Below are 26,186 nucleotides of genomic sequence, written 5' to 3'. Positions count from 1 at the left end.
AGTGGAGAGCGTAACGAAAACGCCTTTGAGGAACTGACAATGTTTAGCGGTATCAATCAGGTTTTTGTGCGCATGACCGATCATCCCGATCTTGGCAAATTGTTGCTACGTCTGACTCTGGGGGGATTATTGCTGTTACATGGTGAGTTTAAGCTCGTGCATGGCGTGGGCTGGATTGCCCATTTGCTGCGACAACACGGTCTGCCGGGCTTTATCGCCTGGGGTGCCTGGATAGGGGAAATAATTGCGCCGCTGATGCTGATCGCAGGCTTCATGACGCGGCCAGCGGCGTTTATCATTGCCGTGAATATGGTTGTCGCCACGCTGCTGGTCAAAACCGGCGCAGTATGGCATCTCACCGATGTCGGTGCCTGGGCACTGGAAACGGAAGCACTTTACCTGTTCGGCGCTCTGGTGGTGATGTTTCTGGGGGCGGGAAGATTTACGCTGGTCCGTGATACGCGCCTGCAGTAAAGGAAAAACGGGGCGGTTCCGCCCCGTTCATATTATAAGGTAATGCCGCAGCGCTGTAAGGACGCCCGCTGCCGCTCCGCATACAGCACCATTTCATCCTGCACGGGGCAGCCCAGTGCGGTTTCAAAGCTGCTCCGGCTTGCCTGTCCCGCCGAACGTGTCGGCGTTTTGTCCCCGAGATTAGACTGAAAAATCCCTGCCGCACTGACAGGCAGAAAATCTTCATAAATAACAGGGTCCGCCAGAATCCGCCCCTGCTCAATCAGACTTGCCAGTGATTCCCCACGCTGCGGCGGTTCCGCTCGCCCTTTTTCGCTGAGCCGATAAGTAAACCAGGCTAAGCCGGCTTCACGTAATGCGTTTTCATCATCCGGGAAAGCCGCAAAGGTCGCCGTGAGCTGCTGCTGGTGCTGCTGATTATCCGCACCGCTCCCGGCTTCGCTGAGCAGACGATCGTAAAGCGCGCGGCCCTGCGGCGTTAAGGCCGCGCCGCGCTGTTCGATCTCACCGAAGCGCGCCGTGTGCGTGCCCTGAAAACCATCCGTGAAAATGACGGGTTCTTCCAGTGCTTTGAAGCTGGTCTGGCGTAACAAAACAGGCACCTTGCGCCGGGGCGGACCTTCGATCACCGTTTTGGGATCAATGCCATACGTCGGCATCAGCGCCTGAACACGATCAATATCCAGCGTGCGTGGCGTAAGATGATTGATATGGCAGGCCGGAAAACATACCACATCCGCGATCAACCGATGTTGTTGGTTCAGCGCCTGATAGGTGCGGCTCTCCACAAGGCTGTGTGAATGCCAGCGGAAGGTTTCCAGCGCTTCGTTGATAAACGCCTGCGCCTGGGGCGCCGTCAGTCCGCCCTGCTGTTGATGCAGCGCGATGAGGTTTCGGCATTCCGGCGTGAAAATATCGCGCGAGGCTAATATCCGTGCGGCTTCATCCCGAAGCGCCGGGTCGGCAATCAGCTCCAGCCGTAACAGCGAGGTAAAAATACGAAAAGGATTGCGCTGCAGCGCTTCATCATCAATGGGGCGAAACGCGGTGGAGTGCACCGGTACGCCCGCCTGCGACAGATCATAATAGCCCACCGGAAACATGCCCATGACGGCAAACATCTGGCGCAGCATGGCAAGCTCGTCCGCGCTACCGACGCGAATGGCCCCGTGGCGCTCCAGACTGAGGCGGCTGAGTTCATCGGCCTCGGTCAGCCGTTGCTCTAGCACGCTATCAGCCGCAAGCGTCGCCTCATTAACCGCTTTCACCAACTGCATCAGCGTCCCGTAGAGCGGCACTTCCTGCTGATACATGTCCGACATGGCCTGGGAGAAGCCCGTGCGAATCGTATCCGCACTGATAAAGTTATCCATATTTACCACCTGACAGCATGAGCGTTGCAGCTACTGTAATCCAACGCGCTGCGGTCAGCGGAAAATATCATGAATTTGTGATCGGCTTAAAACCGTAGCGATTTTTCACCACCAGCATCACGGTGGTCAGCAGTGCCGGTATGGCGAGCAGCAAGAAAATAACGCTGAACGACCAGCCGAGTGACAACATTTCAGCCCCGACAAAGGCACTGAGGATGGCGCCGATTCGGCCCACCCCGTGCATCCAGCTGGAACCGGTTGCGCGGGCATGGGTAGGATAGTAGCTGGCGGAAAGCGCATTCATGCCGGTATTCGCTCCGTTAAAACAAAAACCGCTGCAGAAGGCAATGGCGCTCATGATAACGACCTGCGGCGGTGAAAAACCCAGCGCGACAATAGCGATACCGCCGCAGAAGTAGATCACAGCCAGCGACAGACTGGCATTGAAGCGATCCATCAGCCAGCCGGCAAACAGCGATCCCAGCGTGCCGCCTGCCTGGTACATCGCGGTGATTATCGCCGCTTCCGTCACGGACATTCCCTGTGTATTGACCAGGGATGGCAGCCAGCTGCCGATCAGATACACCAGGAACAGCCCCATAAAATAGCCGCCCCAGAGCATCAGGCTGCCGATGCGGTAGCGAGGAGAAATGACCGTTGCGATGGCGCTGTGTTCAGCAGGTGATTTTTCCGCTTCGGTCGCATGGAAATGCGTATCCGGGCTCGTACTGCCGGGAAGAATACGTTCAAGAATGGCGCGAATGTGCTGCGCGGGCGCACCGCGACTAATCAGGAAACGTACCGATTCAGGAAGCTGACGGATCAGGACCGGCAGGACCAGCAAAGGAAGAATGCCGCCCAGCAACAGAACGGAATGCCAGTCGTAACGCGGTAACAACCATGACGCAGCAAAGCCGCCGCTGGCGGCCCCAAAGGTAAAGCCACAAAACACCACGGTGATAATGAATGAACGGCGGCGCTCCGGCGCATATTCAGCCACCAGCGTACTGACGTTGGGCATGGCCGCTCCCAGCCCCAGCCCGGTCAAAAAACGGAACAGGATCATCTGTTCGATACTATGGGAAAATGCGGTCACCAGCGTCCACAGACCAAAAAACAGGACGCTGAAAATGATCATTAACCGGCGGCCAAAGCGGTCGGCCAGCGGCCCGGCGACCATCGCCCCCAGCGCCAGACCAATCAGCGCTGCACTGATCACGACACCCAACTGATGAGTACTGACGTGCCAGGCGGTTTTCAGCGTCGGCGCGATAAAACCCATCAGGGCAATATCCATACCATCGAGCGCAACCACGATAAAACAGAGTACAATTAACCGAATTTGGCCACCACTCAGAGTACCCTGATTAATTAACTGGCGAACATCTACCGCCTCGACACTGCTCACGGGTAAACTCCTCAACGGCTGACTTAAACAACTATCAGATTTGGTAAAAAAAACGGCACTTATGATAGCTGATCGTTAACGATAAAACGCATGAAATTTCCGGCCGAAGCAGAAGCAATGCGGTAAGTTGATGTTTTTTCAGCAACCGTGAAAAACGTTGTGTCAGGCAAAAAAACAACGCCATCATTAATAATCAACCACTTAAAACGCTCCGCTGCAAAAAGTACACATTGTTAATAAAAATTTGCAGCAAAGTTAACAAAATCCAGCTTAAATAGTTGCCTGTCACCTGGCAATGTCATTAAGTTGGGTAAATGGAAAAAAATATCCTTTTCAATCAGCGCATTCGCTTGCGCCATTTACATGCCTTTGTTGCCGTCGCGCAGCAGGGAACCCTGGGGCGTGCAGCCGAGACCTTAAGTCTCAGTCAACCTGCGCTTTCTAAAACCCTCAACGAACTTGAAGAACTCACCGGCGTCCGCCTGTTCGAACGCGGTCGGCTGGGCGCACAACTGACCACCATGGGAGAACAGTTTCTTATCCATGCGGTAAAAGTGTTAGAAGCGCTGAATCATGCCGGCCAGAGTTTTAATGAACAGATCAACGAGCGTCCGGTAGTCATTCGTCTTGGTGCCTTAACCACGGCGGCGATGGGCATGTTGCCACAGATTCTTGACCGTTTTCACCAACTGCGTCCAAACACGACCATTCAGGTTGCCACCTTACATAATAATGTGTTGCTGGCGGGGCTGAGAGCGGGCGAGTTTGATCTGGGCATCGGCCGAATGGCGGATAAAGAGATGATGACCGGCCTGACCTATGAACTGCTGTTTCTGGAGTCATTAAAGCTGGTCGTCAGACCGGAGCATCCGCTTTTAAGTGACAACGTCACGCTTTCACGTGCCATGCAGTGGCCTGTTGTGATTTCCCCGGAAGGCACCGCGCCGCGCCGCCTGGCACAGCAGATGCTGGATGAGCAAGGGTGCTGTCTGCCGCCCCATTGCGTCGAAACGTCTTCAACGTCGCTGGCCCGTCAGCTGGCGCTGCGCTATGACTACATCTGGTTTGTGCCTTCCGGGGCCGTCAAAGAAGATCTCAGCCACAATGCCCTGATATCGTTGCCCATCACCTCTCCCGGCCCGGGTGAACCCGTAGGGATAATCACGCGCACCGGTAACACCTTAAGCCTGAGCGCCGAAGTGTTGATGAGTACCATTCGTAAGTTTCACAGCTAACGACTGCGTTTAGCATGGCGCTCCCAGTTTTCCTGACGCGCTTTTTCCGTTTTGCGTAGACCGACATAGAGCGCACCGGAGCCGCCATGCTGCTTCTGTGCGACACAAAAGGTCTGGACGTCGTCAAATTCACGCAACCAGCGGTCAAGATAGCTGCGCACAATGTTGGCATGAGATTCATTGTCCCGGCCTTTGCCGTGAATAATCAGCAGGTTTCTGTAGCCGGCTTTACGGACATCCTGCATGAAGGTAAACAAATTTTGACGGCAGGTTTCAACAGGCTGGCGTAGCAGATTCAGGCTGGCATCCAGCGCATATTGCCCCTTGCGTAATTTATCCAGCACGCCCTGCTGGATGCCTTCAGCTTTAAACTCAAGTTGCTGCTCAAGAGGAATGATGTCCAGGTAACCGCGGGTTAAAAAGTTTTCGTCTTCAGGTTCTGGTGACCGAGGCGGCACTTTTTTGCTGGCAGCGCTGTGATTCCAGCGCGTATTTTCTGCATCTTTGAGTGGCGTAACGTCATTCATCGCGTCACGAAACAGATTGTCATCGTCAAGGTTCATGGCTCGCCCCTGGTAAATGATATGACGCAAAATTGACTTGAAACCAAATAGTAGCAAAATCGGTAAAGCCTGCGCTAATCCCGTTTTTATCGTCCCTTCTGGCCTGTCAGATAAAGATAAATTCTGTATGAGATCAAAAATCCGTAAAGATTTGTTTACGATCTTAATAAGATGACATCAAAAAACCCTGTCATAACAGCCTTTAGCAGTATTGCGGAAACCACACTTTTTGTATGCCTAAAAACTGCTCGGATGAGTTCCCTTACACCGAGAAAATGGTAAAATTGACCCCAGTCAATTATCGTCGAGCAAACTACTATGTTCCCTGAAAAACGTATTCAGTCAGGCGGTTGTGCGATTCACTGCCAGGATTGCAGCATCAGTCAGCTATGCATCCCTTTCACCCTTAATGAACATGAGCTGGATCAGCTTGATAATATTATTGAGCGAAAAAAACCCATTCAAAAAGGCCATACGCTGTTCAAAGCGGGTGATGAGCTGAAGTCGCTCTACGCAATCCGTTCCGGCACCATTAAAAGCTATACCATCACCGAGCAGGGAGATGAACAAATCACCGGTTTTCACCTGGCCGGCGATCTGGTGGGATTTGACGCCATTATGAACGCCAGTCATCCCAGCTTCGCCCAGGCGCTGGAAACGGCGATGGTCTGCGAAATTCCTTTCGATACGCTGGATGACCTGTCCGGCAAAATGCCTGCCCTGCGTCAGCAGATGATGCGCCTGATGAGTGGTGAAATTAAAGGCGACCAGGACATGATTTTGCTGCTGTCCAAGAAAAATGCGGAAGAGCGCCTGGCCGCCTTCGTCTGGAACTTATCCCGCCGCTATGGCCAGCGCGGCTTCTCACAGCGTGAGTTCCGTTTGACGATGACGCGCGGCGATATCGGGAACTATCTGGGTTTAACCGTTGAAACCATTAGCCGACTGCTGGGGCGTTTCCAGAAATCGGGTATGCTGGCCGTAAAAGGCAAATATATCACCATTGAGAACCACGCGATGCTGGAAGCGCTGGCCGGTCAGAGTCACCAGGCGGCGTAATCCTCAGGCCGGGTTAACAAATCTTATTTTGTTGATCCGGCTACATCTTTTCACTTTCTTAGTGCACTTAACATAGGCTATCTTTAAACCAGTCGCGTCGGTCTAAGGAGAGTAGCCTATGTCCCAGTATCAAAACATTCTGGTCGCCATTGATCCTCAGCAGGATGACCAGCCCGCGCTGCGACGTGCGGTCTATCTCAACCAGCTTATCGGCGGCAAAATCAAAGCATTTCTGCCCATCTACGACTTTTCATACGAAATGACCACCCTGCTGTCACCAGATGAACGCACCGCGATGCGTCAGGGTGTGATCAGCCAGCGCTCGGAATGGATTCGTGAACAGGCGCAGGCTTATCTGGATGCTGGTGTGGATATAGACATTAAAGTCATCTGGCACAACCGGCCCTATGAAGCAATCATCCAGGAAGTGCTGGCGCATCAACATGATTTAGTGCTGAAAATGGCGCACCAGCACGACCGGCTGGAAGCCGTTATTTTTACACCGACAGACTGGCATCTGTTACGTAAGTGCCCTTGCCCGGTGTGGATGGTTAAGGATCAACCCTGGCCCGAAGGCGGCAAAGCGCTGGTGGCGGTCAATCTGGCCAGCGAAGAACCGCACCACGATGCGCTTAATCAGAAACTCATTCGCGAAACCGTTAAACTGGCCGAAAGCGTCAATCATACCGAAGTGCATCTGGTGGGCGCCTATCCGATTACGCCAATCAACATTGCTATCGAACTGCCCGACTTTGATCCCAGCGTCTACAACGATGCCATTCGCGGCCAGCATCTGGTAGCCATGAAGGCCCTGCGACAAAAATTCTCCATCAGTGAAGAGTTTACCCACGTTGAAAAAGGCCTGCCGGAAGAAGTGATCCCGGAATTGTCCGCCCATCTTGGCGCGGGCATTGTGGTGTTAGGGACGATTGGACGGACCGGACTGTCGGCAGCTTTCCTGGGGAATACGGCTGAACAGGTGATCGACCACCTGCGCTGTGACCTGCTGGCGATTAAGCCGGATGATTTTGTCTCGCCCATTACGCTTGACGACGAAGACGAGCACGATTAACGCGGCCTTCAGTAAAAAGGGCGACGGTTATCGTCGCCCTTTTCTTTTACAGCGCTTTCAGAATACTTTCTACGCTGGCTTTGGCATCCCCGAACAGCATGTGAGTATTTTCTTTAAAGAACAGCGGATTTTGCACACCGGCATAGCCCGTATTCATTGAGCGTTTGAACACAATAACGTTTTGCGCTTTCCACACTTCCAGCACCGGCATACCGGCAATCGGGCTGCCCGGATCATCCTGCGCCGCAGGATTAACCGTGTCGTTGGCCCCGATAACCAGTACCGTATCGGTATCGCTAAAATCGTCGTTGATTTCGTCCATTTCCAGCACCACGTCATAAGGCACTTTCGCCTCTGCCAGCAGAACGTTCATATGGCCAGGCAAACGGCCGGCGACCGGATGAATACCAAAACGCACGTTGATGCCGCGGGCGCGGAGTTTTTCCGTGATTTCCGCTACCGGATACTGTGCCTGTGCAACGGCCATGCCGTAGCCGGGCGTAATGATCACGGAACGGGAAGATCGGAGCATCTCTGCCGTTTCTTCTGCGCTGATTTCACGATGTTCGCCGGTCTCATCACTTGTCGTTGAAGCTGTGCCATCGCTGCCAAATCCACCGGCAATAACGCTGATAAACGAGCGGTTCATGGCCTTACACATTATGTAAGAGAGAATTGCCCCCGAGGAACCAACCAGCGCACCGGTCACGATAAGCAGATCGTTACTGAGCATAAACCCTGCCGCTGCGGCCGCCCAACCGGAATAAGAGTTGAGCATCGAAACAACGACCGGCATGTCTGCACCACCGATGGAGGCCACCAGGTGCCAGCCAAACGCCAACGCAATGATAAGCATGATCACCAGCGCAAACACCTGCGCACCGCGACTTTGCGTGTTAACAAACCACAGTAGCAGTAAAAACGAGACGACCAGCGCCAGCAGATTCAGCTTATGCCGCTGAGGCAGCATTAAGGGCCGCGACGAGAGTTTGCCACACAATTTGCCAAAGGCGACCAGCGAGCCCGTAAAGGTGACTGCACCGATAAAGATGCCGATAAAGACTTCGCTGAGATGGATGTTTTCAATAACCGCCGGCAAGCCAGGAGCATGATCGATATAGCTGTTAATGCCTACCAGTACGGCGGCCAGGCCGACGAAGCTGTGCAGTATCGCCACCAGCTCGGGCATTTCGGTCATTTCTACCCGTTTCGCCAGCCGAATACCGATGGCACCGCCAATAACCATCGCCAGCAAAATCCAGACAACATGACTGCTGTCGGGACCAAATACAGACGCGATCAGCGCAATCGCCATGCCGCTGATACCAAATATATTGCCCTGTCTTGAGGTCTCATGTTTTGAAAGACCCGCCAGACTCATAATGAACAGAATTGCAGCAACGATATAGGCTGCCGTCACTAATCCGCCAGACATAGCTTACCCCTTACGAAACATTTTCAGCATACGCTGCGTGACGGTGAAGCCACCGAAGATATTGATGCTGGCGATCAATACGGCAATAAAAGAAAGAAAACTCACCCAGCCGCCGTGCCCCATTTGCAATATTGCCCCTACCACAATAATGCCCGAAATCGCATTGGTGACTGACATGAGCGGCGTATGCAGCGCATGACTCACATTCCAGACCACGTAGTAGCCCACCACACAGGCCAGCGCAAAGACGGTGAAATGTGACAGGAATTCACTGGGGGCAACATTCGCGAGGCAGGCGAAGAGTACGACAGCGCCTGCCAGCAGCCCATATTTACGCCGGGGGGAAACGGGTGCCGCCGGGCTTTTCGTTTGCGCCGGTGCAGCGGCAGCCGCGGTTTTCGGCGCGGCGGAGACCTGAACTGGCGGCGCAGGCCAGGTGATCTCGCCGTCTCGAATCACCGTGACGCTGCGGATGACGACATCATCAAAGTCAATGACGATCTCGCCATTCTTCTCTTTACAAAGCAATTTCATCAGGTTGACGAGATTGCTGCCGTAGAGCTGAGATGATTGCGTCGGTAACCGGCTGGGAAGATCCGTATACCCGATAATTTTTACGCCGTTGTCCGTTACAGTGACCCGATCGGCGACGGTAAGCGCACAGTTGCCGCCGGTTTGTGCCGCCAGGTCAACAATGACGCTACCAGGCTTCATGCTGGCCACCATTTCCCTGGTGATCAACGTCGGCGCAGGTTTACCCGGAATCAGCGCCGTGGTGACAATAATATCCACCTCCTGGGCCTGCTGAGCGAAAAGCGCCATTTCTGCTTTAATAAAAGCATCCGACATGACTCTGGCGTAACCATCACCACTCCCCGCCTCTTCTTTGAAATCCAGTTCAAGGAACTCTGCGCCCATACTTTGCACTTGTTCCTTCACTTCCGGACGCGTGTCAAAGGCGCGAACAACCGCGCCCAGGCTGCCTGCGGCACCGATTGCCGCCAGACCCGCCACGCCCGCACCAATCACCATCACTTTGGCAGGCGGGACTTTCCCGGCAGCGGTGATCTGACCGGTGAAAAAGCGACCAAATTCGTGTGCCGCCTCCACGATGGCCCGATAACCTGCAATATTGGCCATTGAGCTCAGCGCATCCAGCGACTGCGCACGGGAAATACGGGGCACGGCGTCCATCGCCATAACGGTGACCTTACGCGCAGCCAGTTTATCCAGCAGTTCAGGGTGCTGAGCAGGCCAGATAAAACTGACCAGCGTGCTGCCCTCGCGCATCAGTGCAATGTCGTCTTCACCGGGTGCATTCACTTTCAGCACAATATCGGCTTGCCAGACCTGCTGGCGATCGGTCAGCGTGGCGCCGGCGTTGACATAGCTGTCATCATCAAAACTGGCAGGCTTACCCGCACCCTGTTCAATCGTGACGCTAAAACCCAGCCTGATGAGTTGTTCAACGGTTTTCGGCGTGGCAGCCACGCGCGACTCATTGGCTGACCGCTCTTTGGGTATTCCAATTAACATAGTGTTCCCTTTCATCGATTAAAGGATGATGACCCTTGTGGTACAGACTGCTCTGACGTCATCCGCGTTCAGGCGGTGTGAATAAATGCAAGGGCATAATCGTGTCTAAACCTACTGAAAATGTTACAGGTGATCTACTGCACAGACGCACCAATGTCACATTCGCGGTAATATCCAGTTTTGGCCTCGTTATGCCGCATAACGTCACTGTCTGATCGCATCACTGGAAGATAATTAACTAACTAAGCACCCTTCGATACGAATATTCCTTTCGGAAAAACCTAAATTTAACAACGCATTAACGGTTTTGATAAAGCTACGAACGTTTATTTCATCTGCCTGTCTTAAGCGTAAGGTAAAATACTGATTCGTGACGCCGGGATAAAAAAAACCGGATCACCACGAGAGAGAAATCGCAAAAATTGGCTGCGACAGCGTGTTTATAACATGTAATAATCAGCAGCTATTCTGTTATACATCAAGAGTCCAGCACGTTTTCGTACTCATTTTGCGTAAGGCGAAGGATCATTTTTATGAAGCTGAAGAACACTATTCTGGCATCTACATTGTTATCTCTGCTGGCGGGAAATGCGTTTGCCGCTAAAGAGCTGACGCCAGAACAAGCGGCCGCGTTGAAGCCATTCGAACGTATTAATATCACCGGTCGTTTTAATGCAATTGGCGATGCGGCGGATGCCGTCTCCAAACGTGCTGATGAACTGAATGCAGATTCGTATTACATTCAAGGTATTAACGACAGCAACGGTAACAGTGGTAACTGGCGCGTAACCGCGGATTTGTATAAGGCGAATGCGCCTAAAGCGAGTCAGGAAACCGACTACCGGATGTTTAACGGCCTGAAAGAGCTGCCGAAAGCGGAAGCCTATCGCCTTGAACCCTTTGATACCGTGACGGTGACCGGCTTTTTCCCCAGCCAGCCCGATGTGAACGAGGCAATTTCTAAAGCCGCGAAAGAAAAAGGCGCTGCGTCCTTCTTTATTGTGCGTCAGGTTGATGCTAATACCGGTGGCAACCAGTTCATTACCGCTTACATCTATAAGGCGGATGCAAAACAGCGCGCCGTGCAGAGCCCGGATAGCATTCCGGCTGATTCTCAGGCAGGTAAAGCCGCGCTGGCCGCGGGCGGTGCTGAGGCGAAAAAAGTCGAGATTCCGGGCGTAGCCTCCTCTGAAACCCCAAGCAATGCCGTGGGCCGCTTCTTTGAAACGCAGAGTTCAACCGGTAAACGCTATTCTGTGACGCTGCCAGACGGTCGGGAAATCCAGGAGCTGAACGCAGTCACCGCGGCACAGATGCAGCCGTTTGATACGGTCACCTTCAGCGGCCATTTCGGCACACCAACCGAAGTTTCGCAGGAAGCCGCCAAACGTGCGGCTGGCAAAGGTGCGAAGTTCTACCACATCACACGCCAGTGGCAGAACCAGAGCGGGGGTAACCTCACCGTGACCGCCGATCTGTTCAAATAAGCAATTAAGGGCGGCGCAAGCCGCCCAACTGTTTGCATAATCCCTGCGCAATTTTGCATAGTCACGCATTGCCATCCTTCACCGCACTCCGTAAAATCCTCCGCCTGTTTTTCAGCGTATTACACGCGATTTACGCAACACAACACCGATATAATAGGGTGTTTATGCTGGTCACCCAGCCACTTATGCTCGCAGGAAGAATGTTTTGGAGAAAAAATTAGGCCTCAGTGCCCTGACCGCGCTGGTACTCAGCTCCATGCTGGGTGCGGGTGTTTTCAGCTTGCCACAAAATATGGCGGCGGTCGCAGGTCCGGCCGCGTTGCTGACTGGCTGGCTGATCACCGGCGCAGGGATTATTTTCCTGTCGCTGGCGATGCTGCTGCTGACGCGACTCAAACCCGATCTGGATGGCGGTATCTTTACCTACGCCCGCGCTGGATTCGGTGAGTTGACGGGATTTTGTTCCGCCTGGGGTTACTGGCTGTGTGCGGTTATCGCCAACGTGTCCTATCTGGTTATTGTTTTCTCTGCCCTGAGTTTCTTCACCGATACGCCAGACAGGGTTATTTTTGGTAACGGGAATACCTGGCAGGCGATGCTGGGCGCATCCGTAGTGCTGTGGCTGGTTCACTGGCTGGTATTGCGGGGCGTTCAGACCGCCGCCAGCATTAACCTGCTGGCGACACTGGGCAAACTGGTGCCGCTGCTGCTGTTTGTGGTGCTGGCCGTCATGGCCTTCAATTATGACCGCTTCCATTTTGATTTTTCCGGGCTGAGCCTCGGCGTTCCGTTATGGCAACAGGTCAAACAGACCATGTTAATCACGCTGTGGGTGTTTATCGGCGTGGAAGGTGCTGTAGTGGTCTCGTCGCGAGCTCGCCATAAAAAGGATGTCGGACGGGCAACGCTGCTGGCCGTGCTGGCCGCCCTGCTGGTTTATCTGCTGGTCACCCTGCTGTCGTTAGGGATCGTGCCGCGCGCGGCGCTGGCCGAAATGCGTAACCCTTCAATGGCGGGCCTGATGACGCAACTGACGGGAAGCTGGGGTAACGCAATCATTGTCGTGGGCTTGATTATTTCTGTCTGCGGTGCCTATCTGAGCTGGACCATTATGGCGGCAGAAGTGCCGTTTATTGCCGCGCAGCAAGGTGCCTTCCCCCGCAGTATTGCCCGCCAGAACGTCCGTAATGCGCCAGCCGCCTCACTGTGGCTGACAAACGGTAGTGTGCAGGTTTGCCTGATCCTGATCGCCCTGACCGGTGCGGATTACAACATGCTGTTGACCATTGCCTCAGAAATGATTCTGGTGCCCTATTTGCTGGTGGGATTGTATTTGATCAAGGTGGTCAAAGGACAACATAAACCCTGGGCGCTCGTGACAGGCATCGGTGCCAGCGTGTACGGCATCTGGTTGCTGTATGCCTCCGGTCCACTGCATCTGTTTATGTCTGTCGTGCTCTATGCGCCGGGCATTTTGCTGTTTATGTTCGCACGTCGGGGCGGACATGCGGTGGCGCTGCGGCCCGTTGAGCGGGTTGCCATGGTCTGTATTATGGTGGCAACCCTGCCTGCGATGTGGGCCCTACTGACTTAGTGAGACTGACCGAGAACCACGCACAGCAGGTCATCCTGCTGTGTCAGCGTCACGGGCTTACGGTACTCTTCATGAATCGCCTCCAGCTGTTTCTCTGACAGCGGATACGGAAGCTGGATATCCACGCGGGCAATGTGCTGCTGCTCGGCTAACGTAATCAGGCGGGCGATGTTGATTTCGTCGCTGACCTGGGTTGATATGATTTGCAAGGCTAATTCTTTCAGGTGATCTTCACTTGCCTGTAAACTGTGCGCAGATTTGCGTGTCACCATGCCGAATATGGGCAGTACGCCATAGATGGCATCCACAAAGCTCCAACGTTTTTTGCAGGATGCCGACAGGAAATCACTGTAGTTAAAGCGGATGCGATCACGGTATACCGCTGATGCCAGCTCTTTATCAAACACTTTGGCTCCTCAAGGTGATCACAATGAATCCGGAACTCATATTAAACGCAGGGTTAATGATTGCATATTTTGCGGATTATATACCAGTTACTCAAGGATATTTCGTGTGATTGGATAGAGCTCTGCGCCAGGAAAAGTTATGCTTTATCCCTCCTTTTTACGTTAGTGTGAATTATGCATAAAATCGTTTACGTAGAAGATGAACCGGAGGTCGGTTCGCTCATTGCCGCCTACCTGGGACGCCATGATATTGAAGTGATTGTTGAGACGCGCGGCGATCGGGCTGAAGCCACCATTGCCGAACAGCAACCTGACCTGGTCATGCTCGACATCATGCTGCCCGGCAAAGATGGCATGTCAATCTGCCGTGACTTACGGGCAAACTGGCAGGGGCCGATCGTGCTGCTGACCTCCCTTGACAGCGATATGAACCATATCCTCGCGCTGGAGATGGGCGCGCAGGACTATATTCTGAAAACGGCCCCCCCAGCCGTTCTGCTGGCGCGATTGCGTCTGCACCTGCGTCAGTCACAACAGGTGCAAAGTGAAGAAGCCCCTGCGCCGACGAAAAATACACGCATGTTGCGCTTTGGCTCACTGACCATCGATGCCCTGAATCGCCAGGTCGTGCTGTTTGAAGAAAATATCGCCCTGTCCACGGCGGATTTTGATCTGCTTTGGGTGCTGGCCAGCCATGCCGGGCAAATTCTTAACCGTGATGCCTTGCTGAAAACCTTACGCGGCGTCAGTTACGATGGCATGGATCGCAGTATTGATGTCGCCATCTCGCGTTTGCGTAAAAAACTGCACGACAGCGCAACAGAGCCATTCCGTATCAAAACCATCCGCAACAAAGGCTATTTGTTTGCGCCGCAGGCCTGGGACACGCGTTCGGTATGAAAAAACTTTTTATTCAGTTCTACCTGCTGCTGTTTGTCTGTTTTCTGGTGATGTCGCTGATGGTCGGGCTGGTCTATAAATTTACCGCCGAACGCGCAGGCCGCCAGTCCATGAACGACTTGATGGCCAGCTCGCTCTACCTGATTCGCAGTGAACTGCGTGAAATCCCGCCGCGCGACTGGAATAAAACGATCAAAAGTCTGGATCTCGGTTTGTCATTTGAGCTGCATATTGAGCCCATGAGCCGGTTCGAACTGGATGAAAATGAGTTACGCCGTCTGCGTGCGGGCGAAATCGTTGCGCTGGACGACAAATACACCTTCCTGCAACACATTCCGCGTAGTCATTATGTCCTGACCGTCGGACCTATACCTTACCTTTTTTATCTGCATCAAATGCGCCTGCTGGATATGGCACTGGTCGTATTTATTGGCATGTCGCTTGGGCTGCCGGTATTTATCTGGCTGCGTCCGCACTGGAAAGAGATGCTGCGACTGGAACATGCCGCTCAGCGTTTTGGTCAGGGGCAACTGGACGTGCGTACTCATTTCGACAGCACCTCCAGCCTGTTTCGCGTTGGCGTCGCATTTAACCAAATGGCTGAGAATATCAATACGCTCGTCGCCAGCAAGAAACAGCTTATTGATGGTATCGCTCACGAGTTGCGTACACCGCTTGTGCGGCTGCGCTATCGTCTGGAGATGAGCGATAACCTGAGCGAAGCCGAATCTGCGGCGCTGAATCGTGATGTGAGTCAGCTGGAAAGCCTGATTGAAGAGCTGCTGACCTATGCCCGTCTGGATCGTCCACGCGTCGACCTTAATTTGCAGTCGCTGGATCTGGCCAGCTGGTTGCGTGAACGCATGGAAGACTTCCAGGCCATCAACCCGGATACGCAGATTGAGCTGGACTTACCCCAGCGGGAAAATTACGGCGTTTCAGACACCCGGCTTATGGAGCGCGTGCTGGACAACCTTGTCAATAATGCGCTGCGCTATGCAAACCAGCGCCTGCGGGTCAGCTTATGGTTTGACGGCGCAGTCGGTAATTTGCAGGTCGACGATGACGGTCCGGGGATCCCCCATGAAGAACGTGAACGTGTATTTGAACCCTTTGTCCGGCTCGATCCGAGTCGCGACCGCGCAACGGGCGGCTGTGGACTTGGCCTGGCCATCGTTCACTCCATCGCCCATGCGCTCAGCGGCCGGGTTTCCGTTGAAACCAGCCCGCTTGGCGGTGCCAGCCTGCGTTTTAGCTGGCCGCTCGATCTCCCCTTTCGGGAACTTCCACGACGTTAACGCATTCAGGAGCTTTGTGTGACTTCAGCCTGCCCCGTCAGGAATGGTTTCAGAACCCTCAAGGGATGGATATGTAAAAGGAACGGGTACGTTCAGTTATCAGTTCCACTGACCAGATTGTTTTTTTAGACAGAGTAAAGCATCAGCCCAGTTAGCTTCCAGTGGCTATACCTTTGGGCTGATAGAGCTATAAGCTAAAAAAATCTACGCTTTCTTCAGGCTGAGGCTCAGGTATTTATCACCCGCATTTTTATCGCGAAAAAAAATCTCACAGTGAATAATATCGTGTGCATAATATTTTAATTATATCTCTGCATTTAATTGATTTGAGTCTAGACATGTTATTTTTTTTGCATACCATTGAACCTGCATTGCTCAATAGGTCGAGCTAAACAATATCCAGGTATATCAAATGAGAATAAAAAATCGAATTAGTCATTTTATTAGCTTGTTGTTTTCATTCTGCCCATTTGAATGCATGGCAGAAGTAATTCATCTACCAGTGATTACATCGCTCACATGGCCAACTTCGCTCAGTACTAAAACGACTTATTCGCCTCAACTGATGACTGTAGATGACAGTCTTGCTAATCAGCCATTGACAAAGCAAGATGGCCTGCGAATAGGGTATGTTGATATAGTGAAAAAGCCTTATCGTGGAGTTATGCCGTCGAACAACAAAGAACAATATTCTATTTTACCCTTAGCGAACGATGGGGAAAAGCTCAAAGACTATGTTGAGCGTGTTTATAATGCGGGGCTGATGTCTGGAAGTTTTGTTCTCTCATGGCATAGTTCCGCCGGTGTAGACAAATGTCAGGGGTTTGTCTTATCCAACGGAGCTTCAACACACACTGCCACGGGTTCATCAGTTCAGGATGCCTGGTCAGCAGCAACAGCCGGAGCAATCCTTAATGTGCAACCAGTTTGTTCTCAAATACCACCCGCTGCAGCGAGTTGTCATATCGAAACGGCTGAGATAAATTTTGATTTTGGCATTGTAACTAAATCCGCATCGACTAATACCGCTATTACTGAAGATATCTATATATACTGTACTGATGCAACAAAAGTCAGCTTGAGTGAAGCTAACAGAGGTATTATAGCGCTTTCCAACGGTGGCTCAGTAACCATTACTGATGATTTAAAAGCTCTGGATGGAATATCATCGATGCATAATATACCTTCAGAAAGTCGTCGTTCAGTAAAATTAACAGCAAAAATAACAAATCCGGGTAAAACGGGTTCCTTTTACGGCTCATCAGTCATAATGCTGAACTATCCTTAGGTATCACAGGATATATTGGAGGCGGTTAAATGAAAAAGGACCAGCGGTGATAATAATCAAGAAATCGTGAACGTTACTTGCGAACCTCTATGAATCTCCCCCAATATTAAATGAAACAGTCATTACGTGATGTGGCTTTGTTGACCGTCATCTACTATTTCGCCCGCCTACTGCATACGCCGCTGTTGTCAGATAATTTGCTGGGGGTTAAGGTAGCTGGCGGGCATTTCAGATTCCCGGCTTATGGAGCGCGTGCTGGACAACCTTGTCAATAATGCGCTGCGCTATGCAAACCAGCGCCTGCGGGTCAGCTTAGGGTTTGACGGCGCAGTCGGTAATTTGCAGGTCGACGATGACGGTCCGGGGATCCCCCATGAAAAACGTGAACGTGTATTTGAACCCTTTGTCCGGCTCGATCCGAGTCGCGACCGCGCAACGGGCGGCTGTGGACTTCCTGGCCATCGTTCACTCCATCGCCCATGCGCTCAGCGGCCGGGTTTCCGTTGAAACCAGCCCGCCTGGCGGTGCCAGCCTGCGTTTTAGCTGGCCGCTCGATCTCCCCTTTCGGGAACTTCCACGACGTTAACGCATTCAGGAGCTTTGTGTGACTTCAGCCTATCAACACCTTTGTAAGACCTTCCAGCGCCTGTCGCGTTTCAGTCATCTCAGCGCCATCGCCGGATGGGACATGCAAACCATGATGCCCGCCGGTGGCAGCGCCGCACGGGGCGAAGCGCTGGCGGAAATGAGTGTGCTGCAACATCAGATTCTGACGGATAAACGCATTGGTGACTGGCTGGATCAGGCAGAACAGCAATCGCTGAATGATGTTGAACGCGCCAATCTGGGCGAAATGCGCCGCGCTTATGTTCAGGCAACATTACTGCCTGCTGAACTGGTCGAAGCCAAATCCATTGCGGGATCGCGCTGTGAGCATGCCTGGCGTACACAGCGTCCGACAAACGACTGGCAGGGTTTTGCGACCAATTTGAAAGAGGTCGTACGCTTAAGCCGTCAGGAAGCTGAACTGCGTGCGCAAGCGAACGGCTGCTCCCGCTATGACGCGCTGCTTGACGTGTTTGAACCGGGCATGACCAGCGCCACGCTGGATCATACCTTCGGGCAGTTAAAAACCTGGCTTCCACACTTGTTGCAGCAGGTCGTCGAAAAACAGGCTCAGCAGCCGGTGATCACGCCCCAGGGACCGTTCCCGATAGCCTCACAGCGCGAACTGGGTTTACGCGTGATGGCCGAGCTGGGGTTTGATTTTAACCATGGCCGCCTGGACATTAGCGCGCACCCTTTCTGCGGCGGCGTGCCCGAAGATGTGCGTATTACCACCCGCTACAATCAGGATGAGTTTCTGAGCGCCATGATGGGCGTCATTCATGAGACTGGCCACGCGCGCTACGAACAGAATTTGCTTGAGCAATGGCGCGGTCAGCCGGTTGCGCTGGCGCGATCCACGGCCATCCATGAGTCACAAAGTCTGTTTATGGAAATGCAACTGGGACGCAGCGCACCTTTCCTGCAGCGTATCCTGCCGCAAATCATCAGTCAGCTCGGTGACCAGCCCGCCCTTCAGGCAGATAACTTTGTCCGGCTGACGCAGCAGGTTAAACCGGGCCTGATTCGAGTGGATGCGGACGAACTGAGCTATCCGGCGCACGTCATTCTGCGCTACGAGATCGAACGCGCGCTGATTGAAGGCGAGATTGAGGTTGAAGACATTCCGGCGCTGTGGGATGAAAAGATGCAACAATCCCTGGGTCTGGATACGCGCGGCAACTACCGCGATGGCTGCATGCAGGATATTCACTGGACCGATGGCGCCTTCGGCTATTTCCCGACATACACACTCGGGGCGATGTACGCTGCGCAGTTGTTCCAGGCGTTACAAAACGCAATTCCGCAATCCGCCGAGCTGATACAGCATGGCGACCTGCAGCCGGTATTTGACTGGCTGCAGCAGAATATCTGGCAACATGGCAGCCGTTTCACCACCGAACAGTTGATTGTCAATGCTACTGGCGAAGCGCTCAACCCAGACTATTTCCGCAAACATCTTGAGCAACGTTACCTGAACAGTTAAGGTAGCAGGCGGCCTGAGGGCCGCCTTTTCCTCCCGTACATCCCCTTTGTACAATCGGTTACACAGCGATACCAATCACCCACGGACGCGCCAGTTTTATTTTCATATAGTCTTCTCACCGGCCCCGCAGTGGGCTACACATGAAAAAATAGTCCGAGGATTTTGCAATGAAAAAATTATTTGCACTGGTAATCGCCGCTGCTATGGGTCTGTCTTCAGTTGCTTTCGCTGCTGAGACAACTGCCGCTCCTGCAACTGCTGCTCCAGCGGCTGCGACCACCACCGCTGCACCTGCTAAAGCTGAGCACAAAGCTGCTGTCCATAAGAAGCATCATAAAGCTGCACAGAAAGCGCAGGCTGCTAAGAAACACCACAAAAAAGCTGCCCAGAAAGCGCAGGCCGCTAAGAAGAAAGTAGCGAAGAAAGACACTGCACAGAAAGCGCAGGCTGCTAAGAAACACACCAAAAAACCAGCTCAGAAAGCCCAGGCTGCTAAAAAACACCACAAAAAAGCTGCCCAGAAAGCTCAGGCTGCTAAAAAGCACCACAAAAAAGCAGCCCAGAAAGCTCAGGCCGCTAAAAAACACACCAAAAAGCCAGCTCAGAAAGCCCAGGCAGCTAAAAAGCACCACAAAAAAGCCGCTAAAAAATAAGGTCGCCCTTTAGGGTCCGAGTAAGCGTTAATAATTAAAAACACCCGGTTCTGCCGGGTGTTTCTTTACTGGAGTGGCTAATATGGTCCGTCGCTATCGCTTCGAAATTATTCTGATTGTGATGATCTTATGTGGCGTTATCGCGGCCAGTTTTTTTATTTAGTCGCTGTAGCGTACTGATTCACTGAAAAAACTCCCTTTTTCACGCCTCACTGACTATAGTTATGTCACTTTAGTAATAACAAAAACGTTTTCTTTTTCTCGCTATTGAGAGTTCTATGCGCCTGGCTACCCTGTTAATCGTTGGACTTTTCAGTTTCACCGCGTTTGTTCATGCTGATGATAATGATGATTCACCGACACCCGCCGAAATTAAAATGTTGTTTTTTGGCAAAGATCATCGCCAGGCTATTACCGATGTCAGCGCGGACCCCTGGGATGCGATAGGACAACTGGAAACCGAGAGCGGTAATCTGTGCACCGCCACGTTAATTTCTCCCCATCTTGCCCTGACGGCGGGCCACTGTTTACTGACACCTCCAGGTAAATTTGATAAACCCGTAGCGCTACGTTTTATGTCTACCAAAAAAGGCTGGCGCTACGAAATTCATGACATCGATGCGCGCGTTGAACCATCGCTGGTGCATAAGCTGAAAGCGGATGGCGAAGGCTGGATCGTCCCCAGCAATGCAGCGCCGTTCGATTATGGTTTGATTATTTTGCGCAATCCCCCTTCTGCCATTACGCCAATTCCGCTGTTTGAAGGTTCGCGTAGTGACTTAACCGAGGCGCTGAAAGCGGCGGGCCGCAAGGTGACCCAGGCAGGTTATCCCGCCGATCATCTCGACAGCCTGTATTCACACAGCGACTGCCTGATTACCGGCTGGGCGCAACGGGCGGTTTTATCGCATCAGTGCGATACCTTGCCTGGCGACAGCGGTTCTCCGCTTCTGCTGAAAGGCGATAAGGGCTGGCAACTGATAGCGGTGCAGAGTTCTGCCCCGGCGGCGAAAGACCGTTATCTGGCTGACAACCGCGCGATTGCCGTGACGTCATTTAAAGACCGGCTGGAAGCGCTGGCGCAGTAGCTCTCACCGTTACACAAAAAAGCCCGCATTTAAGAATGCGGGCTTTTTTATTCTTACAAGACCCTGTTTGCCGCCGTCAGGCGGTGATCTGCTCCATCGCCTGCATGATGCGCTTATCTGAAATGGGATAAGGCGTGCCAAGCTGCTGCGCGAACAGACTGATGCGGAGTTCTTCCAGCATCCAGCGAATATGCAGCACATCCTCATCATCCTGACGCTGCGGCGGCAGTTTGTTGCGCCAGGCCTGCCAGGCCTGTTCAACGGCCTGAACCCGGAGCATACGGGCGCGGTCGCTGTGGGGATCAACCGGCAATTTTTCCAGCCGACGCTCAATACCGTGCAGGTAACGTAAGGTATCGGCCAGATGCCGCCAGCCATTTTGGGTCACAAATCCCCGGTACACCAGCCCATTCATCTGCGCCTTAATATCGGCCAGCGCCAGTGCCAGTGTCATATCAACCCGACCTTTAAGGCGCTTATTGATATTGAAGACCGCCGTCAGAATCTGCTCAACCTGCTTTGCTATCTCCACCACGGTATCATTCAGCTCGGCGCGGACCTTCTCGCGCAGCGCATCGAAGGCCGCCTGTTCCCAGGCCGGTCCACCCGCCTCGGCAATCAGCTTATCGATACCGCAGGCAATACAGTCATCGATCAGCTCCATCACTTTGCCATAGGGATTAAAATAGAGGCCCAGCTTGGCTTTATTCGGCAATTTTTCGTGCAGATATTTCACCGGCGACGGAATATTCAGCAACAGCAACCGACGCTGACCGCGCCACATCATTTTCTGCTGCTCATGCTCACTATCGAATAACCGGATGGCCACACTGTCTTTCTCATCGACCAGCGCGGGCCAGGCTTTTACCTGGTAGTTGCCGCGTTTTTGCTCGTAGCTGCGAGGCAAATCGCCAAAGCTCCAGAGGTGTAAACCGCGCTGTTCCAGACCATCATCCGCCACGTTGGACAGCGTTTCCTGCACCTTGCCTTTAAGCAGCACTTTCAGCGCCGCGAGATCTTTACCTTCCTGCAGCTTACGGTTGTGTTCGTCTACCCCCCGGAAGGTCATTTTCAGATGATCGGGCACCTGTTCCCATTGCCAGTCGTCCCGCTCCAGCGTCACGCCCGTCATCCGGCGGAACTCGCGCGACAGGGCATCAAGCAGCGGCATTTCCATTGCGGTCACGCGGCCTAAAAACGCCTCGGCATAGTTTGGCGCGGGCACCAGATGACGACGCAGCGGCTTCGGTAACGATTTAATCAGCGCAATAATCAGTTCACGCCGTACACCGGGAATCTGCCACTCAAAGCCGGCTTCATCGACCTGGTTCAGCAGCGGAAGCGGAATATGGACCGTCACGCCATCGGCATCCGCACCGGGTTCAAACTGATAACTCAACCTGAGTTTGAGATTTCCCTGATGCCAGACATTGGGATAGTCGAGCTGGCTGACCGTATCGGCGCCCGCTTTGATCAGCATCTGCTTATCAAAATTGAGCAGTTCCGGGGTGGTTTTGCTGACCTGTTTCCACCAGCTGTCAAAGTGGCGTGCGGAAACCACCTCTTTCCCTACACGTTGGTCGTAAAAGGCAAACAAGGTTTCGTCATCTACCAGAATGTCGCGGCGACGCGATTTATGTTCCAGGTCTTCCACTTCACTGCGCAGCTTCTGATTAGCACGGAAAAATGCGTGGCGCGTTTGCCAGTCGCCTTCCACCAGCGCGTGGCGAATAAACAACTCGCGACTCAGCGTAGGATCGATCGCGCCATAGTTGACCTTGCGCGCGGCCACAATCGGCAAGCCGTACAAGGTGACTTTCTCACTGGCCATGACGGCGCCCTGCGATTTCTCCCAGTGCGGTTCACTGTAGCTACGTTTGATCAGATGCTGTGCCAGCGGTTCTATCCATTCCGGATCGATACGCGCGGCAATACGGCCCCAGAGTCGGCTGGTTTCCACCAGCTCCGCCACCATTGTCCACTTGGGCGGTTTTTTGAATAAACCTGAGCCCGGAAAAATGGCAAAGCGCGCATTACGTGCACCGGTAAACTCCTGCTTTTCCGCATCTTTCTGGCCGATATGCGACAGTAAACCGGTCAGTAACGCACAGTGGATCTCGCGATACTCCGCCGGTTCGCTGTTCACCGGAATACCAAGCTCACGGACCACCTGACGCAGTTGGGTATAGATATCCTGCCATTCCCGTACGCGCAGGTAGTTAAGGAAATCGGCTTTACACTGGCGACGGAAGACATTGCCGGACAGCGCTTTTTGCTGCTCGCCCAGGTAGTTCCACAGGTTAACAAAGGCCATAAAATCAGACTCTTTGTCAGCAAAACGCCGGTGTTTTTCATCGGATGCCTGCTTCTTCTCTGCCGGGCGTTCGCGCGGATCCTGTATCGACAAACCTGCCGCGATAATCATCACTTCGCGCACACAGCCGTACTGCCGTGCAGCCAGCACCATGCGCGCCAGGCGCGGATCCACCGGCAGTTGCGCCAGCTGGCGGCCGGAGCCGGTGAGCTTATAATGGCCTTCTTCGCTCAGGGTCAGCGCGCCCAGCTCCTCCAGCAATCTTACGCCGTCCTGAATATGGCGTTTATCCGGCGCTTCCACAAACGGGAACGCCGCAATATCGCCCAGTCCCAGCGCGGTCATCTGCAGAATGACTGAGGCCAGATTGGTGCGCAGAATTTCGGGATCGGTAAAGGCCGGACGGCTCAGGAAATCCGCTTCAGAATATAACCGGATACAGATCCCTTCCGATACGCGGCCGCAACGTCCTTTACGCTGATTCGCGGAAGCCTGAGAAATGGGCTCTATCGGCAGACGCTGAACTTTGGTGCGGTAGCTGTAGCGGCTGATGCGCGCCGTGCCCGGATCGATGACGTACTTGATGCCCGGCACGGTGAGCGAGGTTTCGGCAACGTTCGTCGCCAGCACTATACGTCGCCCGCTGTGTGACTGAAATACCCGATTTTGCTCACTGTTCGACAGACGCGCATACAGCGGCAGCACTTCGGTATGCGGCAAATCGCGCTTCATCAGCGCATCGGCGGTATCGCGAATCTCCCGCTCGCCGCTCATGAAGATCAGAATATCGCCCCGGCCCTCCTGGCTCAGCTCATCAACCGCATCAAAGATCGCCTGAAGCTGATCGCGTTCCACATCGTCCGCCTCTTCGACGACCGGACGATAACGGACTTCCACCGGATAAGTCCGGCCCGATACTTCAATCACCGGCGCGTTGTTAAAGTGGCGGGAGAAGCGCTGCGGATCGATGGTCGCCGAGGTGATAATGACTTTAAGATCGGGACGGCGCGGCAGCAGCTCACGCAAATAGCCCAGCAGGAAGTCGATATTCAGACTGCGTTCGTGCGCTTCATCAATGATGATGGTGTCATACTGCATCAACAGGCGATCCTGCTGGATCTCCGCCAGCAGAATCCCGTCGGTCATCAGCTTAATCTGCGTGGTTTCACCGACCTGATCATTAAAGCGCACTTTGTAGCCGACGCAGCCGCCCAGCGACGTTTCCAGCTCTTCGGCAATGCGGTTCGCGACGGTGCGCGCCGCAAGACGACGAGGTTGCGTATGGCCAATTAAACCGGTGATACCGCGTCCCAGCGCCAGGCAAATTTTGGGCAACTGGGTGGTTTTTCCCGAGCCAGTTTCACCTGCCACGATCACGACCTGATGAGCGCGAATCGCATCCGCGATATCCTGCTGTTTCTGACTGACCGGAAGATTATCCGGGAACGTGATGCGCGGTGTGGCGGCAATACGCTGGGCCACGCGCTGCTCAGCCGCGAGAATATCCTGCTCCAGTTCGGCGGCAATACCGTGTTGGGCATCAGGATTTTTCACTTTTCTGGCACCGTGCAACCGGCGTTGCAGCCGCTGCCGGTCGCGCAGCATCAGGGCATCAAGCCGCGACCAAAGCGGCGTTAAGGGAGATGAAACCGGAGAAGACATAGTAATGACGTACCTTACTCAGGCGGTATGGACTCAGCGTACAGTGCTAAGATAACCCGCTGATTAACGATAATAATTGCGCCTATCATAGCACATTCCCGTTTGCCGCGCGGACCTCGCGCATGACGGGTTGTTCAATTAATTCGAATATAGCTCTCGAAATATTGCGCTTTCCCGCTCCGTTCAATGTTTGTAAAGTGTAAGCCATTGAGCGGAAAGCCTTCCGCGTAACAGACAGGAAACTACGATGAGCAAAGTATTAGTTCTGAAATCAAGCATTCTTGCAGGCTATTCACAATCTGGTCAGCTGGCTGACTTCTATGCTGAGCAGGCAAAGGCCAAAGGCGATCAGGTGACCGTGCGTGACCTGGCAGAAAACCCGGTACCGGTGCTGGATGGTGAGTTAGTGGGCGCGCTGCGTCCTTCCGATGCGCCGCTGTCTCCGCGTCAGCAGGAAGCCTTGTCACTGTCTGATGCGCTGATTGCAGAGCTGCAGGCACATGATGTGGTGGTGATTGCTGCCCCAATGTACAACTTCAACATTCCTACGCAGTTGAAGAACTATTTCGACCTGATCGCCCGTGCTGGCGTGACCTTCCGTTATACCGAAGCCGGCCCGGAAGGCCTTGTCAAAGGCAAGCGCGCCGTGATTCTGTCCAGCCGTGGTGGCATTCATAAAGATACCGCTTCTGACCTGCTGACTCCTTACGTCAAGCTGTTCCTGGGCTTTATCGGTATCACTGATGTTGAGTTTGTGTTTGCCGAAGGCATTGCCTATGGCCCGGAAGTCGCGACAAAAGCCACCGCCGAAGCAAAAGACGCGATCAAACACATCGTTGCGGCCTGATTCGCCGATCTTATCTGGAAAACCGGGCTGAGCCCGGTTTTTTTATGCCTGCCGTACAACGTTGTCGCCCGGCTATTTCCTGAGCCACTGTCCGTTGATGCCGCGTACATATTCCCCCGCTGCGGCACGGTTTACCAGCTTCTGTCCGGCGATTCTGGCCACCTCATCCGTTGTCAGGTTGTTCTGCTCTGCCAGACGTTGATACTGTGCAGCACGACCGTCATTAATGCGTTTAACCAGTGCCAGCGTGTCGCTGTCATCTGCGCGCGGCGCAATATATCCTGACAGTGTTTCTCCCACCCGGCCTGACTGACGGGCTTCATCCAGCGTCAATGCCCAGGCGGGCAGGCTCATCGTAAGGGCCAGTAAGCATGTGATGCCGATGCGTTTCATGCGGACTC

21 protein-coding genes and 1 pseudogene are annotated in these 26,186 nt (G+C 53.4%); 14 read left to right on the top strand and 8 right to left on the bottom strand.

The annotated features are described in order from the left end of the window. Positions 1 to 39 precede the first annotated feature (39 nt). On the top strand, positions 40 to 474 hold the full coding sequence (locus tag C1N58_RS07430) for a DoxX family protein (RefSeq protein WP_394564871.1): 435 nt from the start codon (positions 40 to 42) through the stop codon (positions 472 to 474). A gap of 32 nt (positions 475 to 506) precedes the next feature. Here C1N58_RS07430 and C1N58_RS07425 read toward each other — a convergent pair whose 3' ends face one another. Both C1N58_RS07425 and C1N58_RS07420 read right to left on the bottom strand, forming a co-directional pair. Beyond that, positions 507 to 1,847, bottom strand: coding sequence for a 2-oxoadipate dioxygenase/decarboxylase HglS (locus tag C1N58_RS07425; protein ID WP_054633717.1), 1,341 nt, complete (start codon positions 1,845 to 1,847; stop codon positions 507 to 509). A gap of 67 nt (positions 1,848 to 1,914) precedes the next feature. Next, positions 1,915 to 3,255, bottom strand: coding sequence for an MFS transporter (locus tag C1N58_RS07420; RefSeq protein ID WP_033741755.1), 1,341 nt, complete (start codon positions 3,253 to 3,255; stop codon positions 1,915 to 1,917). Positions 3,256 to 3,569: 314 nt separating this feature from the next. Here C1N58_RS07420 and C1N58_RS07415 point away from each other — a divergent pair, with 314 nt between their 5' ends. Next, on the top strand, positions 3,570 to 4,490 hold the full coding sequence (locus C1N58_RS07415) for a LysR substrate-binding domain-containing protein (RefSeq protein WP_033741756.1): 921 nt from the start codon (positions 3,570 to 3,572) through the stop codon (positions 4,488 to 4,490). On the opposite strand, the gene smrA is transcribed toward C1N58_RS07415, so the two are convergent. Continuing rightward, positions 4,487 to 5,053, bottom strand: a complete 567-nt coding sequence (gene smrA / locus C1N58_RS07410) for a DNA endonuclease SmrA (RefSeq protein ID WP_110267468.1) — start codon at positions 5,051 to 5,053, stop codon at positions 4,487 to 4,489. The two genes, C1N58_RS07415 and smrA, sit on opposite strands and share 4 nt — an antisense overlap. A gap of 318 nt (positions 5,054 to 5,371) precedes the next feature. Here smrA and C1N58_RS07405 point away from each other — a divergent pair, with 318 nt between their 5' ends. Together C1N58_RS07405 and uspE are read left to right on the top strand one after the other, a co-directional pair. Beyond that, entirely contained in the window at positions 5,372 to 6,112 is a 741-nt protein-coding gene (locus C1N58_RS07405; protein ID WP_006119246.1) for an FNR family transcription factor, read from the top strand. A 118-nt stretch (positions 6,113 to 6,230) separates the two neighbouring features. Next, entirely contained in the window at positions 6,231 to 7,184 is a 954-nt protein-coding gene (gene uspE / locus C1N58_RS07400) for a universal stress protein UspE (RefSeq protein WP_006119247.1), read from the top strand. Between the two features lie 46 nt (positions 7,185 to 7,230). On the opposite strand, the gene pntB is transcribed toward uspE, so the two are convergent. Both pntB and pntA read right to left on the bottom strand, forming a co-directional pair. Then, positions 7,231 to 8,619 carry a Re/Si-specific NAD(P)(+) transhydrogenase subunit beta gene (gene pntB, locus C1N58_RS07395; protein ID WP_033741760.1) on the bottom strand — a complete coding sequence of 463 codons (1,389 nt, stop codon included), beginning with the start codon at positions 8,617 to 8,619 and terminating at the stop codon, positions 7,231 to 7,233. 3 nt (positions 8,620 to 8,622) lie between these two features. Next, a complete protein-coding gene (gene pntA / locus C1N58_RS07390; protein ID WP_205950217.1) occupies positions 8,623 to 10,155 on the bottom strand; it encodes a Re/Si-specific NAD(P)(+) transhydrogenase subunit alpha in 1,533 nt (510 codons plus the stop codon). A gap of 533 nt (positions 10,156 to 10,688) precedes the next feature. On the opposite strand from pntA, the gene ydgH reads away from it, so the two are divergent. Both ydgH and C1N58_RS07380 read left to right on the top strand, forming a co-directional pair. Next, positions 10,689 to 11,642, top strand: coding sequence for a DUF1471 family protein YdgH (gene ydgH, locus C1N58_RS07385; protein WP_006119253.1), 954 nt, complete (start codon positions 10,689 to 10,691; stop codon positions 11,640 to 11,642). A 205-nt stretch (positions 11,643 to 11,847) separates the two neighbouring features. Beyond that, the gene (locus C1N58_RS07380; RefSeq protein WP_033741762.1) at positions 11,848 to 13,236 is read left to right on the top strand and encodes a basic amino acid/polyamine antiporter; all 1,389 of its coding nucleotides are present in this window, start codon (positions 11,848 to 11,850) and stop codon (positions 13,234 to 13,236) included. Here C1N58_RS07380 and C1N58_RS07375 read toward each other — a convergent pair. After that, complete coding sequence (locus tag C1N58_RS07375; protein WP_006119255.1) at positions 13,233 to 13,643, bottom strand: hypothetical protein; 411 nt, start codon at positions 13,641 to 13,643, stop codon at positions 13,233 to 13,235. The genes C1N58_RS07380 and C1N58_RS07375 overlap by 4 nt on opposite strands. A 174-nt stretch (positions 13,644 to 13,817) precedes the next feature. Here C1N58_RS07375 and rstA point away from each other — a divergent pair, with 174 nt between their 5' ends. From rstA to C1N58_RS07340, 7 genes and pseudogenes are all read left to right on the top strand, one after another. Beyond that, the gene (rstA, locus tag C1N58_RS07370) at positions 13,818 to 14,543 is read left to right on the top strand and encodes a two-component system response regulator RstA (protein WP_006119256.1); all 726 of its coding nucleotides are present in this window, start codon (positions 13,818 to 13,820) and stop codon (positions 14,541 to 14,543) included. Next, a complete protein-coding gene (gene rstB, locus C1N58_RS07365; RefSeq protein WP_006119257.1) occupies positions 14,540 to 15,841 on the top strand; it encodes a two-component system sensor histidine kinase RstB in 1,302 nt (433 codons plus the stop codon). The genes rstA and rstB overlap by 4 nt, the downstream gene beginning before the upstream one ends. 412 nt (positions 15,842 to 16,253) lie before the next feature. Then, the gene (locus C1N58_RS07360; RefSeq protein ID WP_394564738.1) at positions 16,254 to 17,129 is read left to right on the top strand and encodes a hypothetical protein; all 876 of its coding nucleotides are present in this window, start codon (positions 16,254 to 16,256) and stop codon (positions 17,127 to 17,129) included. A gap of 222 nt (positions 17,130 to 17,351) precedes the next feature. After that, positions 17,352 to 17,715, top strand: a pseudogene (locus C1N58_RS07355) (ATP-binding protein); the annotation flags it as partial. Between the two features lie 18 nt (positions 17,716 to 17,733). Continuing rightward, positions 17,734 to 19,221 (top strand): carboxypeptidase M32, encoded by a 1,488-nt coding sequence (locus C1N58_RS07350; RefSeq protein WP_394564737.1) that lies wholly within the window; start codon positions 17,734 to 17,736, stop codon positions 19,219 to 19,221. Between the two features lie 167 nt (positions 19,222 to 19,388). Next, a complete protein-coding gene (gene asr, locus C1N58_RS07345; protein ID WP_006119259.1) occupies positions 19,389 to 19,874 on the top strand; it encodes an acid resistance repetitive basic protein Asr in 486 nt (161 codons plus the stop codon). 278 nt (positions 19,875 to 20,152) lie between these two features. After that, on the top strand, positions 20,153 to 20,962 hold the full coding sequence (locus C1N58_RS07340; RefSeq protein ID WP_394564736.1) for a trypsin-like serine peptidase: 810 nt from the start codon (positions 20,153 to 20,155) through the stop codon (positions 20,960 to 20,962). A 76-nt stretch (positions 20,963 to 21,038) separates the two neighbouring features. Here the strand turns inward: C1N58_RS07340 and hrpA are convergent, their stop codons facing one another. Continuing rightward, a complete protein-coding gene (gene hrpA, locus C1N58_RS07335; protein ID WP_394564735.1) occupies positions 21,039 to 24,938 on the bottom strand; it encodes an ATP-dependent RNA helicase HrpA in 3,900 nt (1,299 codons plus the stop codon). A gap of 247 nt (positions 24,939 to 25,185) precedes the next feature. On the opposite strand from hrpA, the gene azoR reads away from it, so the two are divergent. Next, positions 25,186 to 25,785 (top strand): FMN-dependent NADH-azoreductase, encoded by a 600-nt coding sequence (gene azoR / locus C1N58_RS07330; protein ID WP_006119264.1) that lies wholly within the window; start codon positions 25,186 to 25,188, stop codon positions 25,783 to 25,785. A gap of 72 nt (positions 25,786 to 25,857) precedes the next feature. Here azoR and C1N58_RS07325 read toward each other — a convergent pair whose 3' ends face one another. After that, positions 25,858 to 26,178: a YdbL family protein gene (locus tag C1N58_RS07325; protein ID WP_033741770.1), complete on the bottom strand. Its 321-nt coding sequence runs from the start codon at positions 26,176 to 26,178 to the stop codon at positions 25,858 to 25,860. Positions 26,179 to 26,186: the final 8 nt, after the last annotated feature.

Source organism: Pantoea sp. SGAir0180 (genome assembly GCF_043546245.1).
Note: the sequence above shows the minus strand (reverse complement) of the source record. Positions and strands in the feature narration are given on the sequence as shown.